At 72.6% G+C, this 24992-nt stretch carries 26 protein-coding genes and 1 pseudogene; 11 read left to right on the top strand and 16 right to left on the bottom strand.

Translation table 11 applies throughout. The features are described from left to right. Positions 1–4: 4 nt before the first annotated feature. Together D6270_RS09080 and D6270_RS09075 are read left to right on the top strand one after the other, a co-directional pair. Positions 5–433, top strand: a complete 429-nt coding sequence (locus D6270_RS09080) for an organic hydroperoxide resistance protein (RefSeq protein ID WP_109165881.1) — start codon at positions 5–7, stop codon at positions 431–433. 82 nt (positions 434–515) lie between these two features. After that, positions 516–1295 carry an EI24 domain-containing protein gene (locus D6270_RS09075; protein ID WP_109165882.1) on the top strand — a complete coding sequence of 260 codons (780 nt, stop codon included), beginning with the start codon at positions 516–518 and terminating at the stop codon, positions 1293–1295. Between the two features lie 19 nt (positions 1296–1314). Here D6270_RS09075 and D6270_RS09070 read toward each other — a convergent pair whose 3' ends face one another. Next, positions 1315–1893, bottom strand: coding sequence for a TetR/AcrR family transcriptional regulator (locus D6270_RS09070; RefSeq protein WP_109165883.1), 579 nt, complete (start codon positions 1891–1893; stop codon positions 1315–1317). Positions 1894–2064: 171 nt separating this feature from the next. On the opposite strand from D6270_RS09070, the gene D6270_RS09065 reads away from it, so the two are divergent. After that, positions 2065–4557, top strand: coding sequence for a glycoside hydrolase family 3 protein (locus D6270_RS09065; protein ID WP_109165884.1), 2493 nt, complete (start codon positions 2065–2067; stop codon positions 4555–4557). Between the two features lie 73 nt (positions 4558–4630). Here the strand turns inward: D6270_RS09065 and D6270_RS09060 are convergent, their stop codons facing one another. Together D6270_RS09060 and D6270_RS09055 are read right to left on the bottom strand one after the other, a co-directional pair. Next, a complete protein-coding gene (locus D6270_RS09060) occupies positions 4631–5653 on the bottom strand; it encodes an aldose epimerase family protein (protein WP_109165885.1) in 1023 nt (340 codons plus the stop codon). Between the two features lie 11 nt (positions 5654–5664). Then, positions 5665–6576 carry an SGNH/GDSL hydrolase family protein gene (locus D6270_RS09055; RefSeq protein WP_204117138.1) on the bottom strand — a complete coding sequence of 304 codons (912 nt, stop codon included), beginning with the start codon at positions 6574–6576 and terminating at the stop codon, positions 5665–5667. 400 nt (positions 6577–6976) lie between these two features. Here D6270_RS09055 and D6270_RS09050 point away from each other — a divergent pair, with 400 nt between their 5' ends. Further along, complete coding sequence (locus D6270_RS09050; RefSeq protein ID WP_109165887.1) at positions 6977–7471, top strand: DUF3145 domain-containing protein; 495 nt, start codon at positions 6977–6979, stop codon at positions 7469–7471. A 145-nt stretch (positions 7472–7616) separates the two neighbouring features. Here D6270_RS09050 and fabF read toward each other — a convergent pair whose 3' ends face one another. The 5 genes from fabF to D6270_RS09025 all read right to left on the bottom strand — a co-directional run bounded on the left by fabF (position 7617) and on the right by D6270_RS09025 (position 12519). Further along, on the bottom strand, positions 7617–8879 hold the full coding sequence (fabF, locus tag D6270_RS09045; protein WP_109165888.1) for a beta-ketoacyl-ACP synthase II: 1263 nt from the start codon (positions 8877–8879) through the stop codon (positions 7617–7619). 76 nt (positions 8880–8955) lie between these two features. Further along, positions 8956–9204, bottom strand: coding sequence for an acyl carrier protein (locus D6270_RS09040; RefSeq protein WP_014045780.1), 249 nt, complete (start codon positions 9202–9204; stop codon positions 8956–8958). A gap of 63 nt (positions 9205–9267) precedes the next feature. After that, positions 9268–10299 carry a ketoacyl-ACP synthase III gene (locus D6270_RS09035; protein ID WP_109165889.1) on the bottom strand — a complete coding sequence of 344 codons (1032 nt, stop codon included), beginning with the start codon at positions 10297–10299 and terminating at the stop codon, positions 9268–9270. A 13-nt stretch (positions 10300–10312) separates the two neighbouring features. Next, positions 10313–11230, bottom strand: coding sequence for an ACP S-malonyltransferase (locus D6270_RS09030; protein WP_109165890.1), 918 nt, complete (start codon positions 11228–11230; stop codon positions 10313–10315). An 89-nt stretch (positions 11231–11319) separates the two neighbouring features. Further along, on the bottom strand, positions 11320–12519 hold the full coding sequence (locus D6270_RS09025) for a PucR family transcriptional regulator (RefSeq protein WP_015608300.1): 1200 nt from the start codon (positions 12517–12519) through the stop codon (positions 11320–11322). Positions 12520–12771: 252 nt separating this feature from the next. Between D6270_RS09025 and D6270_RS09020 the strand changes: the two genes are divergently transcribed. The 4 genes from D6270_RS09020 to D6270_RS09005 are packed head-to-tail and all read left to right on the top strand — an operon-like array spanning position 12772 to position 14257. Beyond that, positions 12772–13428, top strand: coding sequence for a pirin family protein (locus tag D6270_RS09020; protein WP_109165891.1), 657 nt, complete (start codon positions 12772–12774; stop codon positions 13426–13428). A gap of 59 nt (positions 13429–13487) precedes the next feature. After that, entirely contained in the window at positions 13488–13823 is a 336-nt protein-coding gene (locus D6270_RS09015; RefSeq protein WP_109167532.1) for a hypothetical protein, read from the top strand. Positions 13824–13850: 27 nt separating this feature from the next. Next, positions 13851–14060, top strand: a complete 210-nt coding sequence (locus D6270_RS09010) for a hypothetical protein (RefSeq protein WP_109165892.1) — start codon at positions 13851–13853, stop codon at positions 14058–14060. After that, positions 14057–14257, top strand: a complete 201-nt coding sequence (locus D6270_RS09005; protein ID WP_109165893.1) for a hypothetical protein — start codon at positions 14057–14059, stop codon at positions 14255–14257. The genes D6270_RS09010 and D6270_RS09005 overlap by 4 nt, the downstream gene beginning before the upstream one ends. 135 nt (positions 14258–14392) lie before the next feature. Here D6270_RS09005 and D6270_RS33925 read toward each other — a convergent pair. Next, positions 14393–14437, bottom strand: a pseudogene (locus D6270_RS33925) (hypothetical protein); the annotation flags it as partial. A gap of 308 nt (positions 14438–14745) precedes the next feature. Then, positions 14746–15561 (bottom strand): serine hydrolase domain-containing protein, encoded by an 816-nt coding sequence (locus D6270_RS08995; RefSeq protein ID WP_109165894.1) that lies wholly within the window; start codon positions 15559–15561, stop codon positions 14746–14748. 146 nt (positions 15562–15707) lie between these two features. Between D6270_RS08995 and D6270_RS08990 the strand changes: the two genes are divergently transcribed. The 3 genes from D6270_RS08990 to D6270_RS08980 all read left to right on the top strand — a co-directional run bounded on the left by D6270_RS08990 (position 15708) and on the right by D6270_RS08980 (position 17956). Further along, positions 15708–16259 carry a hypothetical protein gene (locus tag D6270_RS08990; RefSeq protein ID WP_109165895.1) on the top strand — a complete coding sequence of 184 codons (552 nt, stop codon included), beginning with the start codon at positions 15708–15710 and terminating at the stop codon, positions 16257–16259. Positions 16260–16403: 144 nt separating this feature from the next. After that, positions 16404–16916: a MerR family transcriptional regulator gene (locus tag D6270_RS08985; RefSeq protein WP_109167533.1), complete on the top strand. Its 513-nt coding sequence runs from the start codon at positions 16404–16406 to the stop codon at positions 16914–16916. A 14-nt stretch (positions 16917–16930) separates the two neighbouring features. Further along, the gene (locus D6270_RS08980) at positions 16931–17956 is read left to right on the top strand and encodes an aldo/keto reductase (protein ID WP_204117222.1); all 1026 of its coding nucleotides are present in this window, start codon (positions 16931–16933) and stop codon (positions 17954–17956) included. A gap of 98 nt (positions 17957–18054) precedes the next feature. Here D6270_RS08980 and D6270_RS08975 read toward each other — a convergent pair whose 3' ends face one another. The 6 genes from D6270_RS08975 to D6270_RS08950 form a co-directional block, all read right to left on the bottom strand. Then, positions 18055–19314, bottom strand: coding sequence for an acyltransferase family protein (locus D6270_RS08975; RefSeq protein ID WP_109165897.1), 1260 nt, complete (start codon positions 19312–19314; stop codon positions 18055–18057). Further along, positions 19311–20369, bottom strand: a complete 1059-nt coding sequence (locus D6270_RS08970) for an alpha/beta hydrolase (protein WP_109165898.1) — start codon at positions 20367–20369, stop codon at positions 19311–19313. Before D6270_RS08970 ends, D6270_RS08975 begins: the two co-directional genes overlap by 4 nt. Before the next feature lie 165 nt (positions 20370–20534). Then, positions 20535–21224 carry a response regulator gene (locus D6270_RS08965; RefSeq protein WP_109165899.1) on the bottom strand — a complete coding sequence of 230 codons (690 nt, stop codon included), beginning with the start codon at positions 21222–21224 and terminating at the stop codon, positions 20535–20537. Further along, entirely contained in the window at positions 21221–22591 is a 1371-nt protein-coding gene (locus D6270_RS08960; RefSeq protein WP_109165900.1) for a sensor histidine kinase, read from the bottom strand. Before D6270_RS08960 ends, D6270_RS08965 begins: the two co-directional genes overlap by 4 nt. Positions 22592–22707: 116 nt before the next feature. Then, complete coding sequence (locus D6270_RS08955) at positions 22708–23676, bottom strand: DUF4429 domain-containing protein (protein WP_109165901.1); 969 nt, start codon at positions 23674–23676, stop codon at positions 22708–22710. A gap of 86 nt (positions 23677–23762) precedes the next feature. Continuing rightward, a complete protein-coding gene (locus tag D6270_RS08950) occupies positions 23763–24971 on the bottom strand; it encodes an alpha/beta hydrolase (RefSeq protein ID WP_109165902.1) in 1209 nt (402 codons plus the stop codon). Positions 24972–24992: the final 21 nt, after the last annotated feature.

Here is a 24992-nt window from a genome sequence, read left to right as displayed (position 1 = left end):
CATCATGACCATCCAGAAGATCGACGTCGCCTACACCGCTGTCGCCACCGCCGAGAACGGCCGTGACGGCCGCGTCTCCTCGGACGACGGCCAGCTGGACGTCGTCGTCAACCCGCCGAAGGCCATGGGCGGCAGCGGCGCGGGCACCAACCCCGAGCAGCTCTTCGCGGCCGGGTACAGCGCCTGCTTCCAGGGCGCGCTGGGCGTCGTCGCCCGCCAGGAGAAGGCCGACATCTCCGGCTCCACGGTCACCGCCTCCGTCTCCATCGGCAAGACCGAGGCCGGCGGCTTCGGCCTGGAGGTCGCCATCAGCGCGACCATCCCCAACGTCGACGCCGCCACCGCCCAGTCGCTCATCGAGAAGGCCCACCAGGTCTGCCCGTACTCGAACGCGACCCGCGGCAACATCAAGGTCGAGCTCTCCGTCGCCTGACGGAACCGCCTCGACGTGAGGACCGCACCCCGCTCCGGGGTGCGGTCCTCACCGCTTTCCGTACGCCAGTACGCTGACGCCCATGAGCGATCTCGGGGCAGGCTTCGGCTACTTGTTGAAGGGGCAGAGCTGGGTCTTCGGGCACGGCCGGTGGTTCGGCTTCGGACTGCTGCCCGGACTGATCACCCTGGTCGTGTACGCCGGTGCCCTGGTCGGACTCGGTTACGGCGCCGACGACCTCGCCGCCTGGGCCACCCCGTTCGCCGACGACTGGTCCTCGCCCTGGCTCGGCCTGCTCCGCACCACGCTGACCGCGTTCGTCTTCGTCTTCGGACTCTTCCTCGCGGTCATCACCTTCACCGCCGTCACCCTCCTGGTCGGCCAGCCGTTCTACGAGTCGCTCTCCGAGGAGGTCGAACGGAGCGAGGGCGGCGAGGTCCACGAGTCGGGGCTGCCGCTCTGGCGCGAACTGTGGATCTCCGCCCGGGACTCCGTACGCATCCTGCTGCGCGTCGCCCTCTTCGGGATCGCCCTCTTCGCCTGCGGCTTCATCCCGGTCGTCGGCCAGACCGTCGTCCCCGCGATCGGCCTCTGCGTCTCCGGCTTCTTCCTGGCGGAGGAGCTGACCGGGGTGGCCCTCCAGCGCCGGGGGCTGGTCCTGAAGAAGCGGCTCGGTCTGCTGCGTGGCCGCCGGCTGCTGGTGCTCGGCTTCGGCGTCCCGCTCGCCGCCTCGTTCCTGGTCCCGTTCGTCGCGGTGTTCCTGATGCCGGGAGCGGTCGCCGGGGCCACCCTCCTCGCCCGCGACCTGGTCGACCCGCTGGGCGGCGGAGCCGCGCCCGCCGTGCCGGAGAAGACCGCCTGACCGCGAGTTCGGGGGAGCGTCACCCGGAGGGCCCGGGTCCCTTCAGCAGCCCCAGGAAGTCCCCGAACGCCCCCGGCATGTCCACCGCCTCCGGGTCCAGCAGCCACTGGTACTGCAACCCGTCCATCACCGCCACCAGCAGCACCGCCGCCCGCTCCGGGGTCAGACCGCCCGGCAGCGTGTCGCCGTACTCGGCGCGCAGTGTGGCCGCCATGCCCGCCCGGACCTGGGTGTAGCGGCGGGTGAAGAACTCCCGGGCGGGGTGGTCCTCCGTCACGCTCTCGCCGAGCAGCGCCGAGAAGGTCCGCACGATCACCGGCCGCATCGCGTTGTACTCCACCAGCGAGCCCAGCAGCTCCAGCCGCCAGGCCCCCTCCTCGCCCCCGCCCCCGCCGGTGTCCCAGCGGTCCCGCTCCTCCAGCACCGCCACCAGCAGCGCCTCCTTCGTCGGGAAGTGGTGCAGCAGCCCCTGCTGGGTCAGGCCCACCCGCTCGGCCACCGCCCCCAGCGTCGCGCCCCGGTAGCCGCGCTCGGCGATGACTTCGAAGGTGGCCCGCAGGATCTCGGCCCGCCGCTCCTCGCTCCTGGCCCGTGCCATCGCCGGCCCCTTCCCTGCCGCCCGGCCCCACGCCGGTCCCGCTCACCAGAACCGTACGTCGTCGGCGGCCCCGCCTCCGATGACGTAACGGAAAAGTAACGAAACCTACCGAGCAGCCGGTATGCGCGTCACCATGGAGGCGTCCACCGGACTCGACCAGGAGGTACGGCCGTGGCAGCCGCGTCCAGCACCAGCAACTCCAAGGCGCTCCGCCGGGAGGCCGTCGACGCGGCCCTCGCGGCCCTCGGCCTCGACGACAAGGCGCGCCTCCTGGCCGGCCAGGACCTGTGGTCGCTGCCCGCCCTGCCCGCGATCGGCCTGCGCTCCCTGGTGATGTCGGACGGCCCGATCGGGGTCCGGGGCGTCCGCTGGACCGCCGCCGACCCCTCGATCGCCCTGCCCTCGCCCACCGCGCTCGCCGCCGCCTGGGACCCGGAGCTGGCCCGCCGCGCGGGCAGGCTGCTCGCCCAGGAGGCCCGCCGCAAGGGCGTCCATGTGCTGCTCGCGCCCACGGTCAACCTGCACCGCACCCCGCTCGGCGGCCGGCACTTCGAGGCGTACAGCGAGGACCCGTACCTCACCGGCGAGATCGGCACCGGCTACGTCCGGGGCGTCCAGGACGGCGGGGTCGGCACCACCGTCAAGCACTTCGTGGCCAACGACGCCGAGACCGACCGCTTCACCGTCAACAACGTCGTCGCCCCGCGCCCCCTGCGCGAGCTGTACCTCGCCCCCTTCGAGCGGATCGTCAGGAACGCCCACCCCTGGGGCATCATGGCCGCCTACAACCAGGTCAACGGCTCCACGATGACCGAGCACCGCTACCTCCAGAACGCCGTGCTGCGCGGCGAATGGGGCTTCGACGGCTTCATCGTCTCCGACTGGCTCGCCGCCCGGACCACCGTCGGCGCCATCACCGGCGGGCTGGACGCCGCGATGCCCGGCCCGCGCACGGTCTACGGCGAGGCGCTGGCCGACGCGGTCCGGGCCGGTGAGGTGGACGAGAAGATCGTCGACATCGCCGTACGGAACATCCTGCTGCTCGCCGCCCGGGTCGGCGCCCTGGAGTCGGCTCCGCCCGCCGTGCCCGCCGCCGACCTCCCCGCCCCCGTGGACGGCGCTGCGCTGGCCCGCGAGATCGCCCGCCGCTCCTTCGTGCTCGTACGCAACGAGGTACGCGACGGGGCCGCCGCCCTCCCGCTCGCCCCCGGGACCACCGTCGCCCTCTCCGGAGCGCTCGCCCGGGACGCCCGGGTGCTCGGCGGCGGCTCGGCCCTGGTCTTCCCCGACCATGTGGTCTCCCCGCTGGACGGGCTCACCGCCGCCCTTCCCGAGGGCGCGCTGACCTACGCCGTCGGCGCCGACCCCAGCGACGAACTGGCCATCGCGGAGGCCGGGTTCGACCTCACCGCCGTCTGCCGCGACGCGGCGGGGACCGTCCTCGCCACCGTCCCGCTGCCCAGCGGCCAGATCCAGTGGATCGGCGCCGACCTGCCCGACGGCGTCACCCACGACACCCTGGACACCGTCGAGATCACCGGCACCTTCACCCCGCGCGAGAGCGGCGAGCACACCTTCGGCACCCGGGGCACCGGCTCCTTCGCCCTCACCGTCGACGACCACCCCCTCTTCGAGGGCACCCAGGACCGCGCCCCCGGCACCGACCCGCTGGGCGCCTTCTTCAACGAGCCGGTCGAACGCGGCCGCCTCCCCCTCACCGCGCACACCCCCGTCCGGGTCTCCCTCAACCACCGCCCCGGCCCCGGAACCGGCCACCCGCTCAAGGGCGTCGCCTTCTCGCTCGTCCACCTCGCCCCGCTCCGCGACCCGGACGAACTGATCGCCGAGGCCGTCGAGGCGGCCCGCGGCGCGGACACCGCGATCGTGGTCGTCGGCACCACCGAACGCGTCGAGTCCGAGGGCTTCGACCGCACCGACCTGCGCCTCCCCGGCCACCAGGACGCCCTGGTCCACGCGGTCGCCGCCGCCAACCCCCGTACGATCGTCGTCGTCAACTCCGGCTCCCCGGTGGAGCTGCCCTGGCGCGACGAGGTCGCCGCGGTCCTGCTGACCTGGTTCCCCGGCCAGGAGGCGGGCCACGCGCTCGCCGACGTACTGCGCGGGGAGGACGAGCCGGGCGGCCGCCTCCCCACCACCTGGCCCGCCGCCCTGGCCGACGTCCCGGTCTCCGCCACCACTCCGACCAACGGCGAACTCCCGTACAGCGAAGGCGTCCTCATCGGCTACCGCGCCTGGGAGAAGGCCGGCACGACCCCCGCGTACGCCTTCGGCCACGGGCTCGGTTACACCACCTGGGAGTACGACACCGTCACGGCCACCCCCGACTCGGTCACCGTGCGCGTCCGCAACACCGGCCCGCGCCCCGGCAGCGACACCGTCCAGATCTACCTGGCCCCCGCACCCGCCCCCACCGCCCCCGAGCGCCCGGCCCGCTGGCTCGCCGGCTTCGCCCGGGTCACCGCGGCCCCCGGCGAGAGCGTGGAGGTCACGGTCCCCGTCGAGGCGCGCGCGTACCAGGTCTGGGACGAGGAGGCGTACGGCTGGCGGACGGTCCCCGGCACGTACGAGGTCCAGGCCGCCCGCTCCCTGGCCGACGTCCGCGCGACCACCAGGGTGGAGGTCACCGACGGTCAGTCGGAGTAGGACTCCAGCGTCCCGCGCCGAGGACTCAGCGCAACCGAGAGCTCAGCGGACCGAGGGCCGGCGTACCGAGGACTCAGCGGACCGAGAAGGCGTATTCCGTACGCGAGACGAACTCCTCGCCGGGCCGCAGGACGGTGCTGGGGAACTCCGGCCGGTTCGGCGAGTCCGGGAAGTGCTGGGTCTCCAGCGCGATCCCGGCGCACGGCACGAACGGCCGCCCGTCGAAGTGGTCGGCCGTGTAGAGCTGGAGCCCCGGCTCGGTGGTCCGAACGGTCAGCACCCGCCCGGACCCGGCGTCGTACAGCTCGGCGGCGAAACGACCCCCGCCCGGCGAGGCGTCCCCGTCCCCGTCGCTGTCCAGCACGAAGTTCTGGTCGTACCCCGCCTCCACCGCCCGCCCCCGCCGGAAGTCGAACCGGGTCCCCGCCACCGGCGCGTACTCCCCGGTCGGCACCGCGTCCGGGCCCACCGGCGTGAAGTTCCCGGCCGCGATCCGCAGCTCCTGCCCCAGCGCGCTCCCGCTCAGCGCGCCCGCCAGGTTCCAGTACAGATGGGAGGTCGGGTTGAGCACGGTCGGCGCGTCGGTCACCGCCCGGTAGCCGATCCGCAGCGCCCCGCCAGGCCCCAGGGTGTACGTCACCGAGAAGTCGACCCGCCCCGGATAACCCTCCTCACCGTCCTCGGCTACCAGGGACAACCGCACCCCGCCCGGCACCGGCTCCGCCGCCCACACCCGCTTGTCGAAGCCCCGCACCCCGCCGTGCAGATGGACGCGACCCTCGTTGGGCGTCAGGCGGTACGTCCGGCCGTCCAGCACGAAGGAGGCGCCCCCGATCCGGTTGGCGTACCGCCCGACCACCGCACCGAAATAGGGCGCCGGGAACTCCTCGTACCCCGCCACCTCCGGCAGCCCCAGCGCCACGGCTCCCCGCACCCCGTCGCGCCCCGGCACCTCCACGCACTGCACGATCGCCCCGTACGTCAGCACGCGGACGCGGACCCCGTCCCGCTCCAGCGTCCACCGGCGGACCGGCGACCCGTCCGCGAGGGTGCCGAAGTCTTCCGCGTACGTGGCTGTCGCCGTCCCCATGCTCATAGGGCTGGACCCTACGCGGGGGGCTGAGCCGCCGTGACGGTGCGGTAGGCGATCTCGGCCAGCCGGGCCTGGCCGTCGCGGCTGGGGTGGAACCAGTCCCACTGGCTGAGCTGCGCCCCGGTGAAGCGGAAGCCGAAGACCGCGCCGCCGTCGTACCGGCAGTGCCGGTCCTTCGCGCAGACGTCCCGCAGCACCTCGTTGTACGCCACCACCCGGTCCCGCACCGCGTCCCGCCGCGCCACGGCGGCGGGCCCCAGGTCGTCCGCCTCCGCGAGCATGGACCGGCAGATGCCGAGGCTCCAGACCGTCTTGGCCCCCTCGTCCAGCCGCCCGGTCGACCAGAGCCGCTTCAGGTCCGGCACGCTGGACACGTACACCTGCGCCTTGGGCGCCCCCGCCCGCAGCTGCCGCATCGACGCCTCGAACGACGCCCGGAAGTCCTCGACGGGCGTCATCAGCCGCACCGACTCCCGGCAGGCGTCGTTGGCGCCCATCATCACCGTGACCAGCTCCGGCCGCTCCTCCGCCGCCAGCGCCATCTGCTCCGGCAGCTGCGCCATCCGGGCCCCCGACACCGCGTGGTTCCAGCTCCGGTCCGCCGCCTTCTTCTCACCCAGCAGCCGGACGGCCAGGCTCCGCACCAGCCGGTCGCTCCCGGTCGCCCAGGAGACCTCGGGGCAGTCAGCCAGCGCCGAGCAGGCGTCGAAGCCCCGGGTGATGGAGTCCCCGACCGCCGCGACGGACCCCGGATTCGGGTTCCAGCCGGAGGCGGGGGAGGGCGACGGCGAGGCGGAGGGTGAGGAGGATGCGGTGGCGGACGCGTCCTGTGACACGCCGTCACCCGAACTCTCACCGCTGCATCCGGCCAGCGCGGCGACACCGACGAACGAGAGCGCCGTCAGCGCGGCCCGGGCGGTGCGCATCCGAGGGCGTGTCGCACGCTCCGGCATCTGTGGTTCCCCTCCGGTTCAAGCCCTGGTCTATGCCCCTGGTCATGCCCCCGGCAAGCCCATGATCCCCAGGTCGTGGGCGTGCGCGCCCTGCCGGGTGAAAGCCGGCGAATCAGGGGGCCCGGACCGACGGTACGTCACACGGACGGCCCCTGCGCACGGTAGCTTTTCCCCGTCGAACCAGTGGCACCGCTCGCGCCCCCGTCACGGCGGGTGGCTCCGGTACATTACGTCACGTCACACACTGTCCCTTTTCAGGAGATTAACTCCCGATGCTGTTTACTGATGACAACCTCGGTATCCGGCCGAAAAGAGGCGGTGCGGGCGCGAGGCCGCTGGGGAAGGCGTACCTCGTCCCACACGGGAGGTTCCGGTGACGACACGTGGAGTCCTGTACGTTCACTCCGCACCGCGCGCGCTGTGCCCGCATGTCGAATGGGCAGTGGCGGGCATCCTCGGTGTGCGGGTCCAGCTGGACTGGATCAGACAGCCGGCCGCGCCCGGCACCTGGCGGTCCGAATTCTCCTGGAAGGGCCGCGCCGGCACCGCGTCGCAGCTCGCCTCCGCCCTGCGCGGCTGGGACATGCTGCGCTTCGAGGTGACCGCCGAGCCGTGCCCCACGGCCGAGGGCGAGCGCTACAGCTCCACTCCCGGCCTGGGCATCTTCCACGCCGTCACCGGCATGCACGGTGACATCCTGATCCCCGAGGACCGCCTGCGTGCGGCCCTGGCCCGCTCCACGCGCGGCGAGAGCGACCTGGAGGCGGAGATCGCCTCCCTCCTGGGCAAGCCATGGGACGACGAACTGGAGTCCTTCCGCCACGCGGGCGAGGGCGCCCCGGTCCGCTGGCTGCACCAGGTGGTGTGATCCAGGCCCCTGGCCCGGCGGTGATCGGCGAGCACCTCAAGCCCTTCCGGTGATTGAGGAGCGGGGGCCGGGGCAGCGCCCCGAAACGCACGGAAGCCCGCTCCCCGGAACACCGGGGAGCGGGCTTCGCCCGTGAAGGGCAAGGTCACACGGACCGGAACGCCAGCACCACGTTGTGCCCACCGAACCCGAACGAGTTGTTGATCGCCGCGATGGGCCCCTCGGGCAGCACCCGGGGCTCCCCACGCACGACGTCCGCGTCGATCGCCTCGTCGAGGTCGTCGATGTTGATGGTCGGCGGAGCGATCCGGTGGTGCAGCGCGAGCACGGTCGCCACCGTCTCGATCCCGCCCGCGCCACCCAGCAGATGCCCCGTCATCGACTTCGTCGCCGAGATCGCGACATGGTCCAGGTCGTCGCCCAGCACCTTCCGCAGCGCCTTGATCTCCGCGATGTCACCCTGCGGCGTCGACGTGGCGTGTGCGTTGAGGTGGACCACCTCGGACGGCTTGAGGTCGCTGGAGTCCAGCAGGTTCTGCATGGCGGCGGCGATGCCCCGGCCGGTCGGCTCGGGCTGCGCGATGTGGTGGGCGTCGGCCGACAGGCCCTGGCCCAGCACCTCGCAGTAGACCTTGGCGCCCCGCTGGGCGGCGTGCTCGGCCGACTCCAGGATGACGACGCCCGCACCCTCACCGAGGACGAAGCCGTCCCGGCCGGTGTCGTACGGGCGCGAGGCCTTCTCCGGCTCGTCGTTGCTCTTCGACATCGCCATCATGTTGGCGAACGCCGCGATCGGCAGCGGGTGGATCGCCGCCTCCGTGCCGCCGGCCACGACCACGTCGGCCCGGCCGGTGCGGATCATCTCGACGGCGTACCCGATGGCCTCCGCGCCGGAGGCACAGGCGGAGACCGGCGTGTGGACACCGGCCTGGGCGTTGACCTCCAGGCCGACGTTGGCCGCCGGGCCGTTGGGCATGAGCATGGGAACGGTGTGCGGGGAGACGCGGCGTACGCCCTTCTCCTTCAGCACGTCGTACTGGTCGAGCAGGGTGATCACGCCGCCGATGCCGGAGGCGATGACCGAGCCGAGCCGCTCGGGGGCGATGGACCCGTCCTCGCCGGCCTTGGCGGTGAAGCCCGCGTCCGCCCAGGCCTCGCGGGCCGCGATCAGCGCGAACTGCGCCGAGCGGTCCAGCTTGCGGGCGAGCGGGCGGGGCAGTACGTCGTTCGGGTCGACGGCCGCGAGGGCGGCGATCCGGACGGGCAGTTCGGCGAAGCGCTCGCCTTCGAGAGGCTTGACGCCGGACCGGCCGGCCATCAGACCTTCCCAGGTCGATGCGGAGTCGCCACCCAGCGGAGTGGTTGCGCCGATACCGGTGACGACCACGGTGCGATTGGTCGAGTTCACTGGAAAATCTTCTCCACGTGTAGAGGGTCGTGAATCAGCGGCGCCACCGCCGGGTGGCGACACAGCCGGGCTGGGATCAGCCCTGGTGCTTCAGGATGTAGTCGGCGGCGTCGCCGACCGTCTTGAGGTTCTTGACGTCCTCGTCGGGGATCTTGACGTCGAAGCGCTCCTCGGCGGCGACGACGACCTCGACCATGGACAGCGAGTCGACGTCCAGGTCGTCGGTGAAGGACTTGTCCAGCTGGACGTCCTCGACCGGGATACCGGCGATCTCGTTGACGATCTCGGCGAGACCGGTGACGATCTCTTCCTGCGTGGCGGCCATCTTGGCGCTCCTTCGGTGGGTTTCTTCAGGGGTCGTGCATACGGACCAAAAGGTCCGGTGTGCCTAGGGGAGGGTAACGACCGTCGCGGCGTAGACGAGACCCGCCCCGAAGCCGATGACGAGCGCGGTGTCGCCGCTCTTCGCCTGACCGGTCGCCAGGAGCCGCTCCATCGCGAGCGGGATCGAGGCGGCGGACGTGTTGCCGGTGGACTCGATGTCACGGGCGACCGTGACGTGTTCCGGCAGCTTGAGGGTCTTCACCATCGAGTCGATGATCCGCATGTTGGCCTGGTGCGGGATGAAGACGTCCAGGTCCTCGGGGGAGATCCCGGCCGCGTCCAGCGCCTGCTGGGCGACCTTCGCCATCTCGTAGACGGCCCAGCGGAAGACCGCCTGGCCCTCCTGGGTGATGGCCGGGAACTTGATCTCACCCTTGGAGTCGAGCGGCAGCTTGGAGACGTCGCCGACGTGCAGCTCGTTCCAGGACACCGTCTGCTTGATGGTCTCGGACTTGTCGCCCTCGGAGCCCCACACGGTCGGGCCGATGGCCGGCTCCTGGGAGGGGCCGACGACGACCGCGCCCGCGCCGTCACCGAACAGGAAGGCCGTCGCGCGGTCCTCCAGGTCGGTCAGGTCGCTGAGCCGCTCCACGCCGATCACGAGGACGTGCTCCGCCGAACCCTCGACGATCATGCCCTTGGCGAGCGTCAGGCCGTAGCCGAAGCCCGCGCAGCCGGCCGAGATGTCGAAGGCGGCGGGCCTGCCCGAACCGATCTTGTGGGCGATCTCGGTGGCGACGGCCGGCGTCTGCTTGAAGTGCGAGACGGTCGAGACGATGACCGCGCCGATCTGCTCGGGCGTGATGCCCGCGTCGGCGATGGCCTTGCCGGACGCCTCGATCGACATCATGGCCACGGTCTCCTCGTCGGAGGCCCAGTGGCGGGTGACGATGCCGGAGCGCGAGCGGATCCACTCGTCGGAGGAGTCGATCGTTTCGAGGATCACCTCGTTCGGCACGACCCGGGTCGGGCGGTAGCCGCCCACCCCGAGGATGCGCGCGTACGGGGCGCCCTTGCTGGGCTTGATCTTCGACATGCTCTCGGGCTCCTTAGGCGCCCGCGTGCTCGGAGATGAGCGCGCGGGCGGCGTCGAGGTCGTCGGGGGTCTTGAGCGCGAGCGTCTTCACACCGGGCAGGGCCCGCTTGGCGAGCCCGGTGAGGGTGCCCCCGGGGCTCAACTCGACCAGCGCGGTGACACCGAGCTCCTGGAAGGTCTCCATGCACAGGTCCCAGCGGACCGGGTTCGCGACCTGGCCGACCAGCCGGGCGATGACCTCGGTGCCGGTGGCGACCGTGTGGCCGTCGGCGTTGGACACGTACCGCACGGTCGGGTCGGTGACCGTGAGGTCCCCGACGGCCGCGCGCAGCTTCTCCACGGCCGGGGCCATGTGGTGCGTGTGGAACGCGCCGGCCACCTTCAGCGCGACGACCCGGCGTACGCCCTCGGGCTTGTCGGCCTCCAGGGCGGCGATCTGGGCCGCGGTGCCGGCGGCGACGATCTGGCCGCCCCCGTTGACGTTGGCGGGGGTCAGGCCGAGCTTCTCCAGGTGCGGGACCGTCACGGCGGGGTCGCCGCCGAGCAGGGCCGCCATACCGGTCTCGGTGACCGCGGCGGCCTCGGCCATGCCGAGCCCGCGGGTACGGACGAAGCGGAGCGCCGCCTCGTCGTCGATGACACCGGCGATCGCGGCGGCGGTGATCTCACCGACGCTGTGCCCCGCGACGACGTCGGGGGAGGCCGCGTCCAGGGCGGCGGCCGAGAGCAGGCCCGCGGCGACCAGGAGCGGCTGGGCGACGGCCGTGTCGCGGATCTCGTCCGCGTCGGCCTGCGTGCCGTAGTGGGCAAGGTCGAGCCCGATGGCGTCGGACCAGGCCGCGATGCGGTCGGCGGCACCGGGGAGGTCGAGCCAGGGAGTCAGGAAGCCGGGCGTCTGAGCGCCTTGGCCGGGAGCGACGAGTACGAGCACCCTCACACTCTCTCTTGTGGACGGCTCGGAACGCCCGTGGGGACAGGGACGAAGAACCGTCAGGGGAATTGTTGGAGTCCGACAAAAGTCTAGGACTGAGGATCCGCCGCGGCCAAGCGCCCCAGGATGAGAGCGATCCGGAGGGTGAACGCGGAGCGCACATCGGAGGGTGACCAGCCGGTGACGTCGGTCACACGTCGCAGCCGGTAGCGCACGGTGTTGGGGTGGACGAAAAGCATCCGTGCGGCCCCCTCCAGACTGCTCGCCTGTTCGAGATAGACACTCAGCGTTTCCAGAAGCGCCGAACCGGCTTCTTCCAGCGGTCTGTAGATCTCCTCCACCAACTGGTCCCGCGCGGCAGGGTCCCCGGCCATCGCGCGCTCGGGCAGGAGATCGTCCGCGAGCACCGGGCGGGGCGCGTCCTGCCACGCCAGGCAGGCCTTCAGCCCGGCCGCCGCGGCCTGCGCGGACCGGGTGGCGGCCAGCAGGTCCGGCACGACGGGCCCGGCGACGACCGGCCCGGCCGCGTACGGCCCGATCAGGCCCTTGGCGACCTGGAGCGGGTTGTCGCTGCCGCCCGCGATGACGACGAGCCGGTTGCCCAGTACGCCGGTGAGGACCTGGAGCTTGGCGTGCCGGGCGGCCCGCCGGATCGCCTCCACGGTCAGCTCGCTGTCCCCGTCGGGGGCGGTGCCGAGGATGACGCAGACGTGCTCGGGCGAGTTCCAGCCGAGCGCGGCGGCCCGGGACACGGCCCCCTCGTCGGCCTCACCGGAGAGCACCGCGTTCACCACCAGCGACTCCAGCCGGGCGTCCCACGCCCCCCGGGCCTCGGCGGCCTGGGCGTAGACCTGGGCGGTGGCGAAGGCGATCTCCCGCGCGTAGACGAGCAGCGCCTCCCGCAGCACGGACTCGTCGCCCGGCGCGGCCACCTCCTCGATCGCGGCCTCCATGACCTCGATGGTCGTCCGCACCATCTCGACGGTCTGCCGCAGCGTGATCGCCCGGGTCAGCTCGCGCGGGGCGGTGCCGAACACATCGGTCGAGATGGCCTGCGGGGTCTCCGGATGCCGGAACCACTCGGTGAACGCCGCGATACCGGCCTGGGCGACCAGGCCGATCCAGGACCGGTTCTCCGGGGGCATCGCCCGGTACCACGGCAGCGATTCGTCCATACGGGCAATCGCGTTCGCGGCCAGCCGGCCGGAGGACTGCTCCAGCCGTTTCAGGGTCGCGGCGTGCAGGTGGGCGTCGTGGGCGGCGGAATGCTCAGGATCGGGTCGGGGCACGAGGACAAGACTGCCTTATCGGGCCGGTGGATCGGTGGGGTGGGGCGAGGGTCTCGCCTACTGGTCGGTACGGGCGGTCCTGCCCGTTGCGTACGGGGGCAGCCGGGCCGGTCCTCACGGGAGCGTCCGGTCCGGTGGGTGCGGGGGAGTCCGGCCCGGGGCGTACGGGAGCACGCGGCCCGGTGCGTAGGGGGTGTGTCCGCCCGGTGGCCGCCGCTCCCGGAAAGGGGGTCACCGGGCTACCGTGGCCAGGTGATTTCCGTACACCGGTCCGATGACCGCTACCGGGGCGGCGAGCCGGACGCCGGCATCGAGACCCGGCACGCCCTCTCCTTCGGCCCCTTCTACGACCCCGACAACCTCCGCTTCGGCCCGATCCTGGCCTGCAACGAGGAACACCTGGCAGCGGGCGCGGGATTCGACGAGCACCCGCACAGCCACACGGAGATCGTCACCTGGGTGGTCGAGGGCGAGCTGACCCACCGCGACTCGGCCGGCCACTCCACCGTCGTACGGGCCGGGGACATCGCCCACCTGAGCGCCGGCGCCGGAGTCCGCCACGTCGAACGCAACGACGGCGAGAGCCCGTTGACGTTCCTCCAGATGTGGCTGGCCCCCCTGGAGTCCGGCGGCGAACCCGCGTACACGGTCGTCACCGGCATCGCCGACTCGACCCCGTACGCCCTGCCGCAGGCCGGTGCGATGCTGCATGTCCGCCGCCTGACGGAGGGCGAACGCACGGCGCTGCCGGACGCGGTGCGCCTGTACGTGCACGTGGTACGGGGCCGAGTCGCCGTGGAGGGTGAGGAGTTGGGCCCTGGTGACGCGGCCCGGATCACGGGCGCGGAGGATCTGGAAGCTGCTGCGGTGGCGGGGGCGGCGGAGCTGCTGGTGTGGGAGCTGCGCTGACGGCGGTCGGCGCGAGCCCTCACACGGGCGGCGGTGGCACCAGCGGGCAGTATGTCCCTGTGACCGTCACCATTGTCGAGATACACGTGCCGATGCCGCCGACGCCGGACCCGCCGGACGGCTCCACCCCGTACCCCTGGATCGACCGGGTCGAGGACTTCCTGGTCGGCCTGGAGGACGAGGGCGGTATCGAAGTCCACGACGAGGGCGAGGAACACGAGGACGCCTACGTCTTCCTCGTCACCGGAGCCGCTGACGAAGAACTCCTGGCGGTGGCGTCCCGCGTGGCCACGCTGCCCGGGATCCCCGCAGGCGCGTTCGCGGTCTTCGGCGATGATGAGACCGAGGAGTTCGGTCAGGGGCGACGCATCGCGCTTCCGCCGCCCGGAGTGTGACCTGTCCGGAGCTTGAGGGGGCGAACGGTGAAGCTGTCCGATGTGTTGATCATCATCGGTGTCCTGGGCGTGGCCGCTGCGGTGGCCGCCCTGCCTGCGGACGGCTGGGCGCGTCAGGCGCTGCCGCCGCTCGCGGGTGGAGGGGCTGCCGCGCCCGTCGGGGAGCGGGTCAGGGACCGGCGTAAGCGGCGCGGCGGACCCACGATGCGCCGCCCCGGGCGGAAGGTCCGGCCGTGACCAGGAGATGGTGGGCCGTCGAGTCGCCCGGCTACATCGTGCTGCTGGCCATCTCCGGCTACTGGACAGCGGCGAGTTCGGGCTCTTCTGCTTGCCTCAGGGTGCTCGGAGGGGTGTTCGGAACGTTCTGCGTGGTGGGGCTGGCCGTTGATCTCGTCAAGGAACGGCGGCGGAAGCGGGCGGCTGCCGATCTCTGACAGCAGCAGCAGCGGTGTGGGGGCGACTCGCCTCCGCACCGCCGGTTGTTGCTCGGTGAGCGTGGCATCTCGGTGCAGGCCGTCGACGAACGCCTGCCACGCGGGGGCGCCGATGGTGATGGCGGGGCCGGTGGGGTTCTCGCTGTCCCGGACGGGGACGGAGCCGCAGAGGGGGGCCATCTCGACGCACTCGCCGCCGTTGTGGCCGTGGTGCGGCACGTGCCCGGTCGCCGCTGCCAGGCCTTCATCTTCCGGCTGCCGACCGGGGACGGCCCACGCGCGGAGGTCGCGGGCGGAGGCCACGGACAGCTGCCCGGCGATCCCGCTCGCGATCCGGCGCGACGAACTCGACGACGGTGGGCGGGGGTTGATTCTGGTCAAAGCCGTCACCGGCGACTGGGGTGTGGTGAAGCCCTGGGACGGAACGGGGAAGGCGGTGTGGTTCGAGTGCGTCGACCGGAGGAACGCGACGGGCGACCGCGCCCGGTTCAGCCCGCGACCTCCGACAGGACCGCGTCCGTGAACGGGGGCCACGCCTCCGTCGCCCACGGCCCGAAGGCCCGGTCGGTCAGCGCCACGCAGGCGACCCCGGCCACCGGGTCGATCCACAGGAACGTGCCCGACTGGCCGAAGTGGCCGAAGGTCGCCGGGGAGGAGGAAGCGCCCGTCCAGTGCGGGGACTTGGAGTCGCGGATCTCGAAGCCGAGGCCCCAGTCGTTCGGGCTCTGGTGGCCGTAGCCCGGCAGGACGCCCTTGAGACCCGGGTGGACGACGCTCTGGGCTTCGAGGACCGTACGGGGGTCGAGCAGGCGGGGGGCCTGCACCTCGGCGGCGAAGCGGACCAGGTCGTCCACGGTGGAGACGCCGTCGCGGGCGGGGGAGCCGTCCAGGCCCGTGGACGTCATGGTCAACGGCTCCAGGACGGCCTGGCGCAGGTACTCCGCGAACGGGATATCGGACGCCTTGGCGATGTGGTCGCCCAGCACCTCGAAGCCCGCGTTGGAGTAGAGGCGGCGCTCGCCGGGCGGAGCCGTCACCCGGTGCTCGTCGAAGGCGAGGCCGCTGGTGTGGGCCAGGAGGTGGCGGACCGTGGAACCCTCGGGCCCGGCCGGCTCGTCCAGCTCCACGGCCCCTTCCTCGTACGCCACCAGCGCCGCGTAGGCCGCGAGCGGCTTGGTGACCGAGGCGAGGGGGAAGCGGTGGGAGGTCGGGCCGTGCGTCCCGAGGACGGTGCCGTCCGCCCGTACGACGGCGGCCGCCGCGGTCGGGACGGGCCAGGTGTCGATGATCCGCAAGCTCTCCATGGACCCGAGCCTAACGTTCACGGCAGCGGCCCCCGTACCGCGTCCGAAAGGTGACGAAGTCACCCACTCCCACCGACTCGGCCGACTACTGTGCGGAGGCGAAGCGCTGCGCACCGCAGCCGCCAGAGGAGGCTTCCGTGTCAACCGTGCCATCGGCCTACGGCCCCCAGCACGCTCCCGCCGGCGACGTGGGCGCGGCACTCATGCTGATCGACTCCCGGCTCCGGAGCATCCACGCGGGCGGCCCGGAGGACGATGCCGACGCCGATGCCGAACAGCGGGCGATGATGGCGCAGTTCACCGAGTCGCTGGGTCCCGACGGGGCCGAGGACCTGCTGGACGGCGTCTGCACGCTGATCTACATGTTCATGACCTGGCTGCGTAAGGCCCACGAGGACCACGACAAGGACGTCGTCGAGTACGTGGTCCCGACCCTGGTGGCTTCGATGCGCATGATGCCCAAGAGCATCCGCCCCGAGGCCGTCCCCACCATGGCCGGTCTGGTCATCGCCGCGGGCACCGGCCTGAGCCCCAGCCTCTGGCGCAAGCAGTACGGCGACTGGACGGAGGCGGAGATGACCCCTCTGGAGGCCACCGCCTTCCTGCTCGCGGAGCACATCAACCGCATCACCGACGACCCGGACTTCGCCACCCGGGTGATCACCGAGGCGCTGTCCAGGGCGGAGGAAGAACTGTGACGTCCCCTTCCGGCTGATCCGACCGATCCGGCCGATCCGACCGATTCAGCTGATACGGCTGATCCGGTCCGATCTCGCTGATCTTGCCGATTCCCCTCGGCCTCGCTTGCTTCGAGTGCACTCCAAGGATTTAGCGTGGAGGACATGACGGTGATCGACGGAACCTCCCGGAGCACTCCCGCGACCGCGACCAGCAGGCCACGACAGCCGCAGCCCTCCTCGGGGGTGAACGCCTGTACGGCGCTTCCCAAGCCGCACCCCCGGCCCGCGGGCAAGGACAGCTACACGATCAGCGAGGTCGTCGCCTTCACCGGGCTCTCCGCGCACACCCTCCGCTGGTACGAACGGATCGGGCTGATGCCCCACGTCGACCGCTCGCACACCGGCCAGCGCCGCTTCTCCAACCGCGACCTGGACTGGCTGGTCTTCGTCGGCAAGCTGCGGCTGACCGGGATGCCCGTCGCCGACATGGTGCGGTACGCCGAGCTGCTGCGTGAGGGCGAGTCCACCTTCGAGGCGCGCCAGGAGCTGCTGGAGTCGACCCGCCGCGATGTGATCACCCGGATCGCGGAGCTCCACGACACCCTCGCCGTCCTCGACCACAAGATCGAGTTCTACGCTGGCGCCCGCACGGCGCCGGAGAGGCACAGCGCCTGATGACTGACAACGAGATGACCGGCAACGACAGGACACCCATCGCCACCGTCGAACTGGGCGGCGCCGGCGGCCCGGCGGTCGGCGTCCAAGGCCTCGGCTGCATGGGCATGAGCGAGTTCTACGGCGACACCGACGAGCTCTCCGCCCGGGACACCCTCGACGCCGCGCTGGAGTCGGGCGTCACACTCTTCGACACCGCCGACGTCTACGGGCGCGGGGCCAACGAGGAGTTCCTCGCCCCCTTCGTCGGGGCCCACCGCGACGAGATCACCCTCGCCACCAAGTACGCGCTCGTACGCTCCGACAACCCCGGCCACCGGGCTGTGAGCAACGACCCCGCCTACATCCGCACCTCCGTCGAAGCGAGCCTCCGCCGGCTGAACACCGACGTCATCGACCTCTACTACATGCACCGGCACGACCCGGCCGTCCCGTTCGCCGAGTCGATCGGCGCCATGGCGGAGCTGATCCAGCAGGGCAAGATCAAGCAGATCGGACTGAGCGAGGTGACCGGCCCCGAGCTGCGCGAGGCATACTCCGTGCACCCGATCGCCGCCCTCCAGTCGGAGTGGTCGCTCTTCAGCCGGGACGTCGAGAAGAGCGCGCTCGGCGCCGCGGTGGAGCTCGGCGTCACGCTCGTGCCCTACTCGCCGCTCGGCCGGGGCTTCCTCACCGGGTCCTTCACCGACGCGGGCAAGGACCTGTCCGAGGGCGACTTCCGCAAGCATCAGCCCCGCTTCACCGGCGACAACGCCCGCGCCAACGCGGCCCTGCTGGAGCCGGTCCACAAGATCGCCGCCGCTCGCGGGGTGACGGCCGCGCAGGTGGCGCTCGCCTGGGTGCAGCAGCGGGCCCGGGTGCACGGCCTGGCCGTGGTCCCGATCCCGGGCACCCGCAAGCGCAGTCGCCTCCTGGAGAACGTGACGGCGACCCGGCTGACGCTGACCTCGGAAGAGCTGGCCCTGCTGGAGCCGATCGCCGACCAGGTGGCGGGCGACCGCTACCCCGACATGAGCCTGACGTCGGCGGCGCGGGAGTAGGCGCGGCGAGGGGGCGCCCACGGCCGGCCACGTGGTCATCGCCTGGTTCATGAAGGTCATCACGACCAAGGGCCCGCCCCCCTCGCGCCGGCTCTCGTTCACGCCAGCCCCAGTGCGAACACCGCGAACCCCGCCGCCAGCACCCCCGCCAGCGCGCGGCGGGCGCTGGCGGCGCGCGTGTCCGTCTTCCACGGGGCGTCGAAGCGGCGGGCGTACCGGGCTATCAGCACCAGCAGCCCGGCGAACACCGGCAGCCACGCGGTCCGGGCCAGCACCCAGCCCACCGTGTCCGGCCCGGCCGTCAGCCCCGCCACCGCCGCCGTACCTCCGTCCAGCAGCGAGGCCGGGACGGCGGCGGCCAGCATCGCGCTCTGGTGCCAGCACAGGATGGTCATCGCCGACAGGTTGACCACGACGACCGGCGCCCACAGCAGCGGCCTGCGCAACGCCCGCCCCAGCCGGTCCCGCACCAGGATCGCCGCCCCGCTCTGCGCCGCCGCCAGCGCCACCACCAGCAGCGACGGCGGGTGCGAGTTGGTCCGCGCCTCGCCCGGTACCCCGACCATCGACGCCGGGTAGTGGAACGCCAGCAGCAGTACCGCGAAGAGCACCCCGCCCCCGACGAGCAGCAGCCGCGCCCCCCGCTTCCCGATCCGCCCCTCGCCCCACGAGACACCGAGCTGATAGGCGAAGAGCCACCCCGGCAGGATGTTCAGCACGCTCAGCCAGGACGGCATCCCCTCGGCGAACGGCCCGTACCGCAGGAAGTCCACCACCGCGACCGACCCCAGCAGTGGCAGCGCCGCCCATCCGCCGAGCTTCCGCGCCAGTCGTATGCAGAGCGGGGTGAGCGCGGTGACCAGGGTGTACACCCCGACGAACCAGAGCGGCTGGATCACCAGCGTCGACCCTGTACGCAGGGTGCCGCCCGGCACGCCGAGCCAGGACAGCGCGGCCAGCAGCACCGCCCACACAGCGGTCACCCCGAGCACCGGCCTGCCGAGCCGGACCAGCCGCCCGCGCAGCCAGGCCGCCGTGGTCGAGGGGCGGCGGTGGTAGGAGAGGACCGAGGCGTACCCGCCGACCAGGAAGAAGATCCCCAGCATCTGGAGCACCCAGCTGAGCGGGGCGAAGGCGCCGAACGTCGAGAGCGGGCTCGCGTTGTGCAGGCCGTCCTCGTCGAGACGGAAGCCGCCCAGCATCCAGTGCCCGAGCGGCACGGCGAGGAGCGCGAGGGCGCGCAGGCCGTCGACGGCCCGGTCCCGGTGCGCGGGGGTGGCGGCCTCGACGCGGGCGGCGAGCTCATGGGCACGGGTGCGGGCAGGGGCCTGCGTACGGGTGTGTGTACGGGACTTCATCGGGGTGCGCCTCCCACCGAGGTCCCCCGTGCGATCGACGCGAAGGTCCGGAGCGAGTCCGTGCCCGGGGTGAAGTAGCCGGTGTGGCCCCGGGCTTCGTCGGCCGGTATACGACGGGCTCCGAAGGCCGGGTCCGTGGGGTCGGTGCCGTGGCCTAGCCCGGCGAACCGCACGCTCGGCACGTCGTCGATCCAGTCGGTCGGGTCCTTCGCCGCCCACACCGTCGCCCGGGTCCGCAGCGCGTCCACATCGTCGGCCCGCATCCCGGGGGAGCCGAGAACCACCAGGTCGGTGGCGGGCAGCCGGTGCGCGGCTAGCCCGCAGACGACGGAGCCGTAACTGTGGCAGAAGACGGCGGGCTCGGGCAGCCCGTCCGCCACCAGCCCCTCCACGAACCGGGTCAGCCGCCCCGCGCCCGCCTCCGCGAGCCGCCCGGTCGCGGCGTCGATGCCGACGCCCACGGGGGTGGTGTACCCGGTCCAGGCGATGACGGCGGTGCCCGGACCTGCCTCCGCGTACAGGGACTTGGCCATACCGGCGGGCGTCCCGTACACATCGTTGGCCCGGTCGAAGGTCCCGGCGTCGTTGTCGGAGCCGGGCACGACCACCGAGACCCGGCGTGCCGAGCGCAGCTCCCCGAAGACCTCGGCGACCTGGCCGCGTCCTCGCGGGTCGAACGCGAGGATCCGGCGGCCGGCTGCGGCGAGCGAGCGGTAGCGAGGGTCGTCGGTGGCGGTCAGGGCGAGGGAGTTCGCTCGGTAGCGCAGCTCCAGCGGGGCGCCGTCGAGGTTGCCGACGACGGACGGGTGGCGGAGGAGCAGGAGTTGCTGCTCGGCCGTGCTCAAACGGCGGAAGAACGCCGCGACTTCCGTGGGAGTCGCGCGCGCCGGATCCGGCAGCCTCGACCCCAGCACCCGGTCCGCCCGCCACGACGTGGTGCCCGGCGGCGGCCCGGTCAGCGTCTGCTGCGCATCCCCCGAAACCCAGCCGGCCGTCCCCGTCACCACGCTCGTGGCCAGTGCGAACGCGACCATGGTCCGCGCGTATCGGCGCATCGTTCCCTCCCTCTCCGCTGCCGCACCGAGCGGCGCGAACGTGAGGAAGGTAGGAAGAAGACGGGTGAGGGAGCGTCACACCGGGGAGCCAACTGCGGGATGCTACTGGGGTAGGGGGTGGAGGAGACGGCTCCGTACGGAGGAGGGCGCCCCCGGGGCCGGGGGTCAGACTCCCGCGTCCCCCGGCGTCACGAGCCCCGACTCGTACGCGAAGATCACCGCCTGCGCCCGGTCCCGCAGGTCCAGCTTGGCCAGCACCCGCCCGATGTGCGTCTTCACGGTCTGCTCGGCCAGCACCAGCCGCCCCGCGATCTCCTGGTTCGACAGCCCCCGGGCGATCAGCTCCAGCACCTCCGTCTCGCGCGGCGTCAGACCGTTCAGCCGCAGGGCCTGGCCGCCGCGCGTCGCCCCCGAGGGCCGCTGTGCCGCGAAGTCCGCGATCAGCCGCCGCGTCACCGACGGCGCCAGCAGCGCGTCGCCCGCCGCCACCACTCGTACCGCCGCGATCAGATCGGCGGGCGGGGCGTCCTTCAGCAGGAACCCGGAGGCCCCGGCGCGGAGCGCCTCGTACACATAGTCGTCCACGTCGAACGTGGTCAGCATCAGCACCTTCGGCCGGTGCACCACCCCGACCGGCGGGTTCAACAGCTCGCGGGCGGCGGCCAGTCCGTCCATCTCCGGCATCCGCACATCCATCAGGACCACATCCGGGTGCTGATGACGGCTGACCTCCACGCCCTGCCGGCCGTCCGCCGCCTCGCCGACCACGTCGATGTCGCTCTGCGCCGACAGCAGCGCCGCGAACCCCGCCCGCACCATGGCCTGGTCGTCGACGATGATCACGCGGATGGTCACAGGTCCTCCGGAGGCAGGGGAGCGGGTGGTGCGGCCGACGGCGAGGTGGTCGGCGCCGTGGCCGGGGGAAGCGGCATCCTGGCCGCGACCCGGAACCCGCCGTCGGGCAGCGGACCGGTGTCCAGCGTGCCGCCGGTCAACCGTACGCGCTCGCGCATCCCTATCAGCCCGTGCCCGGTCCCGCTCGTCTCAAGCGGCGAACCGCGGGTGGCGGCAGGTCCGTTGACGACGAGCACCAGGAGGTGGCCGTTGTCCGGCGCGACGAGGACCCGGGTGTGGGCCCCCGGCGCGTGCCGCACGACATTGGCCAGGGCCTCCTGCACGATCCGGTACGCCGACAGGTCCACCGCCGGGGGCACCTCGCACCGCCCCGAGCTCAGCTCCGAGCTGAGCGCCAGCTCCGCCGGCAGCCCCGCCCGCACGGTCGCCTCCACCAGCTGCTGGAGCCGGTCCAGGCCCGGCTGCGGTGCCCGGTCGCCCTCCGTCCCCTCGCTCCGCAGCACCGACAGCAGCCGCCGCATCTCGCCCAGCGACTCCCGCGCCGCCGTCGCGATGGCCGTGAACTCCTCCTCGGCGGCCTTCGGCAGGCCGCTGATCCGGTAGGGAGCCGAATCGGCCTGCACGGTGATCACCGACATGTGGTGGGCGACCACGTCGTGCAGCTCGCGCGCGATCCGGGTCCGCTCCTCCAGCAGCGTGCGCTGGGCCCGCTCGGCCTCGCTGATCGTCTCCTGCTCGGCGAGCCGGCGCTGGGCCACGCCCCGCTCCCGTACCGCCCCGCCGATCACCAGCACCACCCCGCCGAGGATGGTCAACAGCAGGGTGCTGCCACCGCTGCGGTCCGGTGCGATCAGGTGCAGCACGGCTCCGGCGGCGCCCGTCACGGCCCAGACGCCGATCACGGTCCGCCGGGTCTCCCGCAGCCCGAGCGCCAGCAGCAGGAAGAGGTAGGCCACGATCGCCGGCGGGGTCCACGGCCAGACGTCGTGCGGATCGGCGGGCCGCGCCAGCAGGACCAGTGCGCCCAGGACGTCGGCGGGGAAGATGATCCACCACGCCTGGAGGGGACGGTGGGCCAGCATCACCAGCGGTGCCGCCTGGGCCACGCCGAGCGCCCCCGCCAGCGCGCCGGGCACGCCGTACTGCGTGATCAGGTTGGTGATGGTGACCGGGATGAAGGTCCCGACCAGCGCGAGGACCACGACGTACGGAAGGAGCCGCTGCCACAGTCTGGGAGCGTGGGCCAGCAACGGCGTGGACGGATGGGACGCGTGGGACAGCCCGAGGGCGAGCTCGCGCAGATTGCGGCGGGCGGCGCTCAGCAGGCCGTCGGCGGGCGGCTGGGGCCCGGCGGGGGAAGTGGACATGGCCGGGCCAGCCTAGGAGGGCGACCGCCGCCGGGACGTCATACCGGGGTGCCGAACGCCCACCCGCCCCCTGATACCCCAGTACGGGGTGTCGCCGGTACGAGACCGCTCCGGCCTCACAGCTCCGCGAGCAGCTGCGCCTTCTTCGCGCTGTACTCGTCGTCCGTCACCAGCCCCGCCTGATGCAGTTCGCCCAGGTGATGTATCCGCTCGGCGATGTCGGCCGGGTCGCGCCGCCCGGCGTTCACCAGGACCGGGGCGGGGACGGCCGGCGCGCTCTGGGTCCGGCGTACGGATTCCAGTACGGCGGCGGCGAAGGGCAGCGACTCGTGCACCGGCCCGTAGCCGAGGCCGAAAAGCACCGCCGCCGGATCCTGGTCCGCGGGGGCGCGGCTCACGGTGGCCGGGGCGCCGTCCACGGCGACGCCCGCCCTATCGGGACCAGGGGTGACAGGCCCGTGCAGGTCGCCGAGGCTGCCGCCGGTGCGGTGGTCCGCCGGGGCGGCCGCGCGTGGCAGCAGACGGAGACAGCCGTCCAGGCCTTCGGGGGAGCGCCACTCAATTCCGGCCAGTTCGCTCGCGCGGTACGTCTGGTCACCGGCCTTCCACTTCGCGCTGGAGGCCCCCGTCCAGAACCACCGGAAGGAGACCCGCTCGCCGTCGAAGGAGGCCCGCCCGTCGTACGCCTTGAACTGCATCGGCGCCTCCGGGGCGGCGACCAGGAAGCGGTCGGCGGGCTCGTCGGACGCGGGGTCCAGACAGGACCGCAGCTCGTCCGCGTAATACTCCGCGAGCAGCTCCCGCTCCGCCGGAAGTACCAGGCGGTAGGGGTCGCACCCCTCCTTCAGCTGCCCCGCGGCAGCCTCCCAGAGCGGGTCGGCACCCGGTCTCGGGACGACACGCAGCACCACCGTGTCCCGCTTGCCCGGGGTCAGCGTCACCGACGACATCGCAGCGTGCGGGATGCGGCGCTCCCGCAGGCTCTGCAGCAGCTTCGGTGTGCGGATACCCCGTTCGAAGCGGATGAGCACGGAGTCGGTGTCGAACTCCCAGGTGGCATGAATTCCGGCCAGCACATCACCCATGTGCCTCATCGTATGCGGCACAGGCTCGCACGTCCCCCCTCGGCGTAAGTCGCAATTAATCGGCCAGTCACGCTGCTCTACGCGCGTCAGCCCTCCCGCTCGCCGGAAATACCACTGTGGCAAGCGCCATCGGCCGTTGCGCAGCTGACCGATTCATATGCGCCGACACCGATCGCGGCGAAGTTGCCGAGGCTCTCGGTGCCGGGTTCGAAGTAGCCGCTGTGGCCCGAGGCCCCGGCCGCCGAGACCAGCCGGGCGCCGAAGGCGGGGTCGACCGGGTCGGCGCCGTGGCCGATGCCGCCGAACTCCAGATGCGGCACGTCCCGGATCCAGTCGTCCCGGTCCCGCATCGCCCAGATCCGGGCGCCGGTGTCCAGCCGCGCGGCGTTCTCCGCCCGCATGCCGGGGGACCCGGCGACCGCGATGTCGGCCACCCGGCCGGGCGCCTGGCCGGCGGCCACCCCGCACACCACGGAGCCGTAGCTGTGGCAGAACAGCGAGACCGTGGACGTCCCGGGCAACGCCCCCACCAGCGCGTTCAGCCGCAGGGCCCCCTCCGCCGCGAGCCCGCCGAGCGCCGCGTCCATGCCGAGACCGGCCGGGGCCGTGTAGTCGGCCCAGGCGATGACGGCGGTACGGGTCCCCGGGGAGGCCGCGCGCTCCGCCCCGTACAGGGACTTCGCCATGCCGACGGGCGCGGAGTTGACGCGGCGGTTCCGCTCCAGCGTGAGGAGGTTGGTGTCGACGCCCGGGACCACCACCGAGACGCGGGAGGCCCGGTCGAGGTTGCCGAACACCTCGGCGGCACGGCCCCGCCCGGACGGGTCGAAGGCCAGGATCTGCCGGTCCCCGGCGAGCAGCGACCGGAAGCGGGCCACCCGCTGGGCCGCCTCGCTGCGGCCGCCCGCCGAGAGCCCTTCGTCGTACGTCCGCCGCTTCTCCTCGGCCGTCGCCTGCTTCAGGGCCAGCCGGTTGGCGTGGTAGCGCAGGGTGACCGGCACGCCGTTCAGATTCCCCACGACCGAGGGGTATCTGTCCGCGAGCGCGATCTGCTGTCCCGAGGTGAGCGTGGCGAAGAAGTGGGCCGTCCGATAGGCCGGAGCCCCGACGTCCGGAAGTGAACGGCCCGCTATCCGGTCCCGCGCCCAGGAGGCGAGGGCCAGCTCACGTGGCCCGTCGGCGTGGTGGTCCCGTACGGCGGACCAGCCCGTCGTCGCCAGCATCACGAACACGACCGCCACGGCGAGCAGCGCGCGCCACGCGGTCAGGGTGGGGGAGGAGTCGAAAGAAGTCACTGCGCCACACCCTAGGAGACG

The organism is Streptomyces griseus subsp. griseus (assembly GCF_003610995.1).
Classification (GTDB): Bacteria; Actinomycetota; Actinomycetes; order Streptomycetales; family Streptomycetaceae; genus Streptomyces.
The sequence above is the reverse complement of the archived record's forward strand: the minus strand, read 5'-3'. Positions and strand labels throughout refer to the sequence as shown.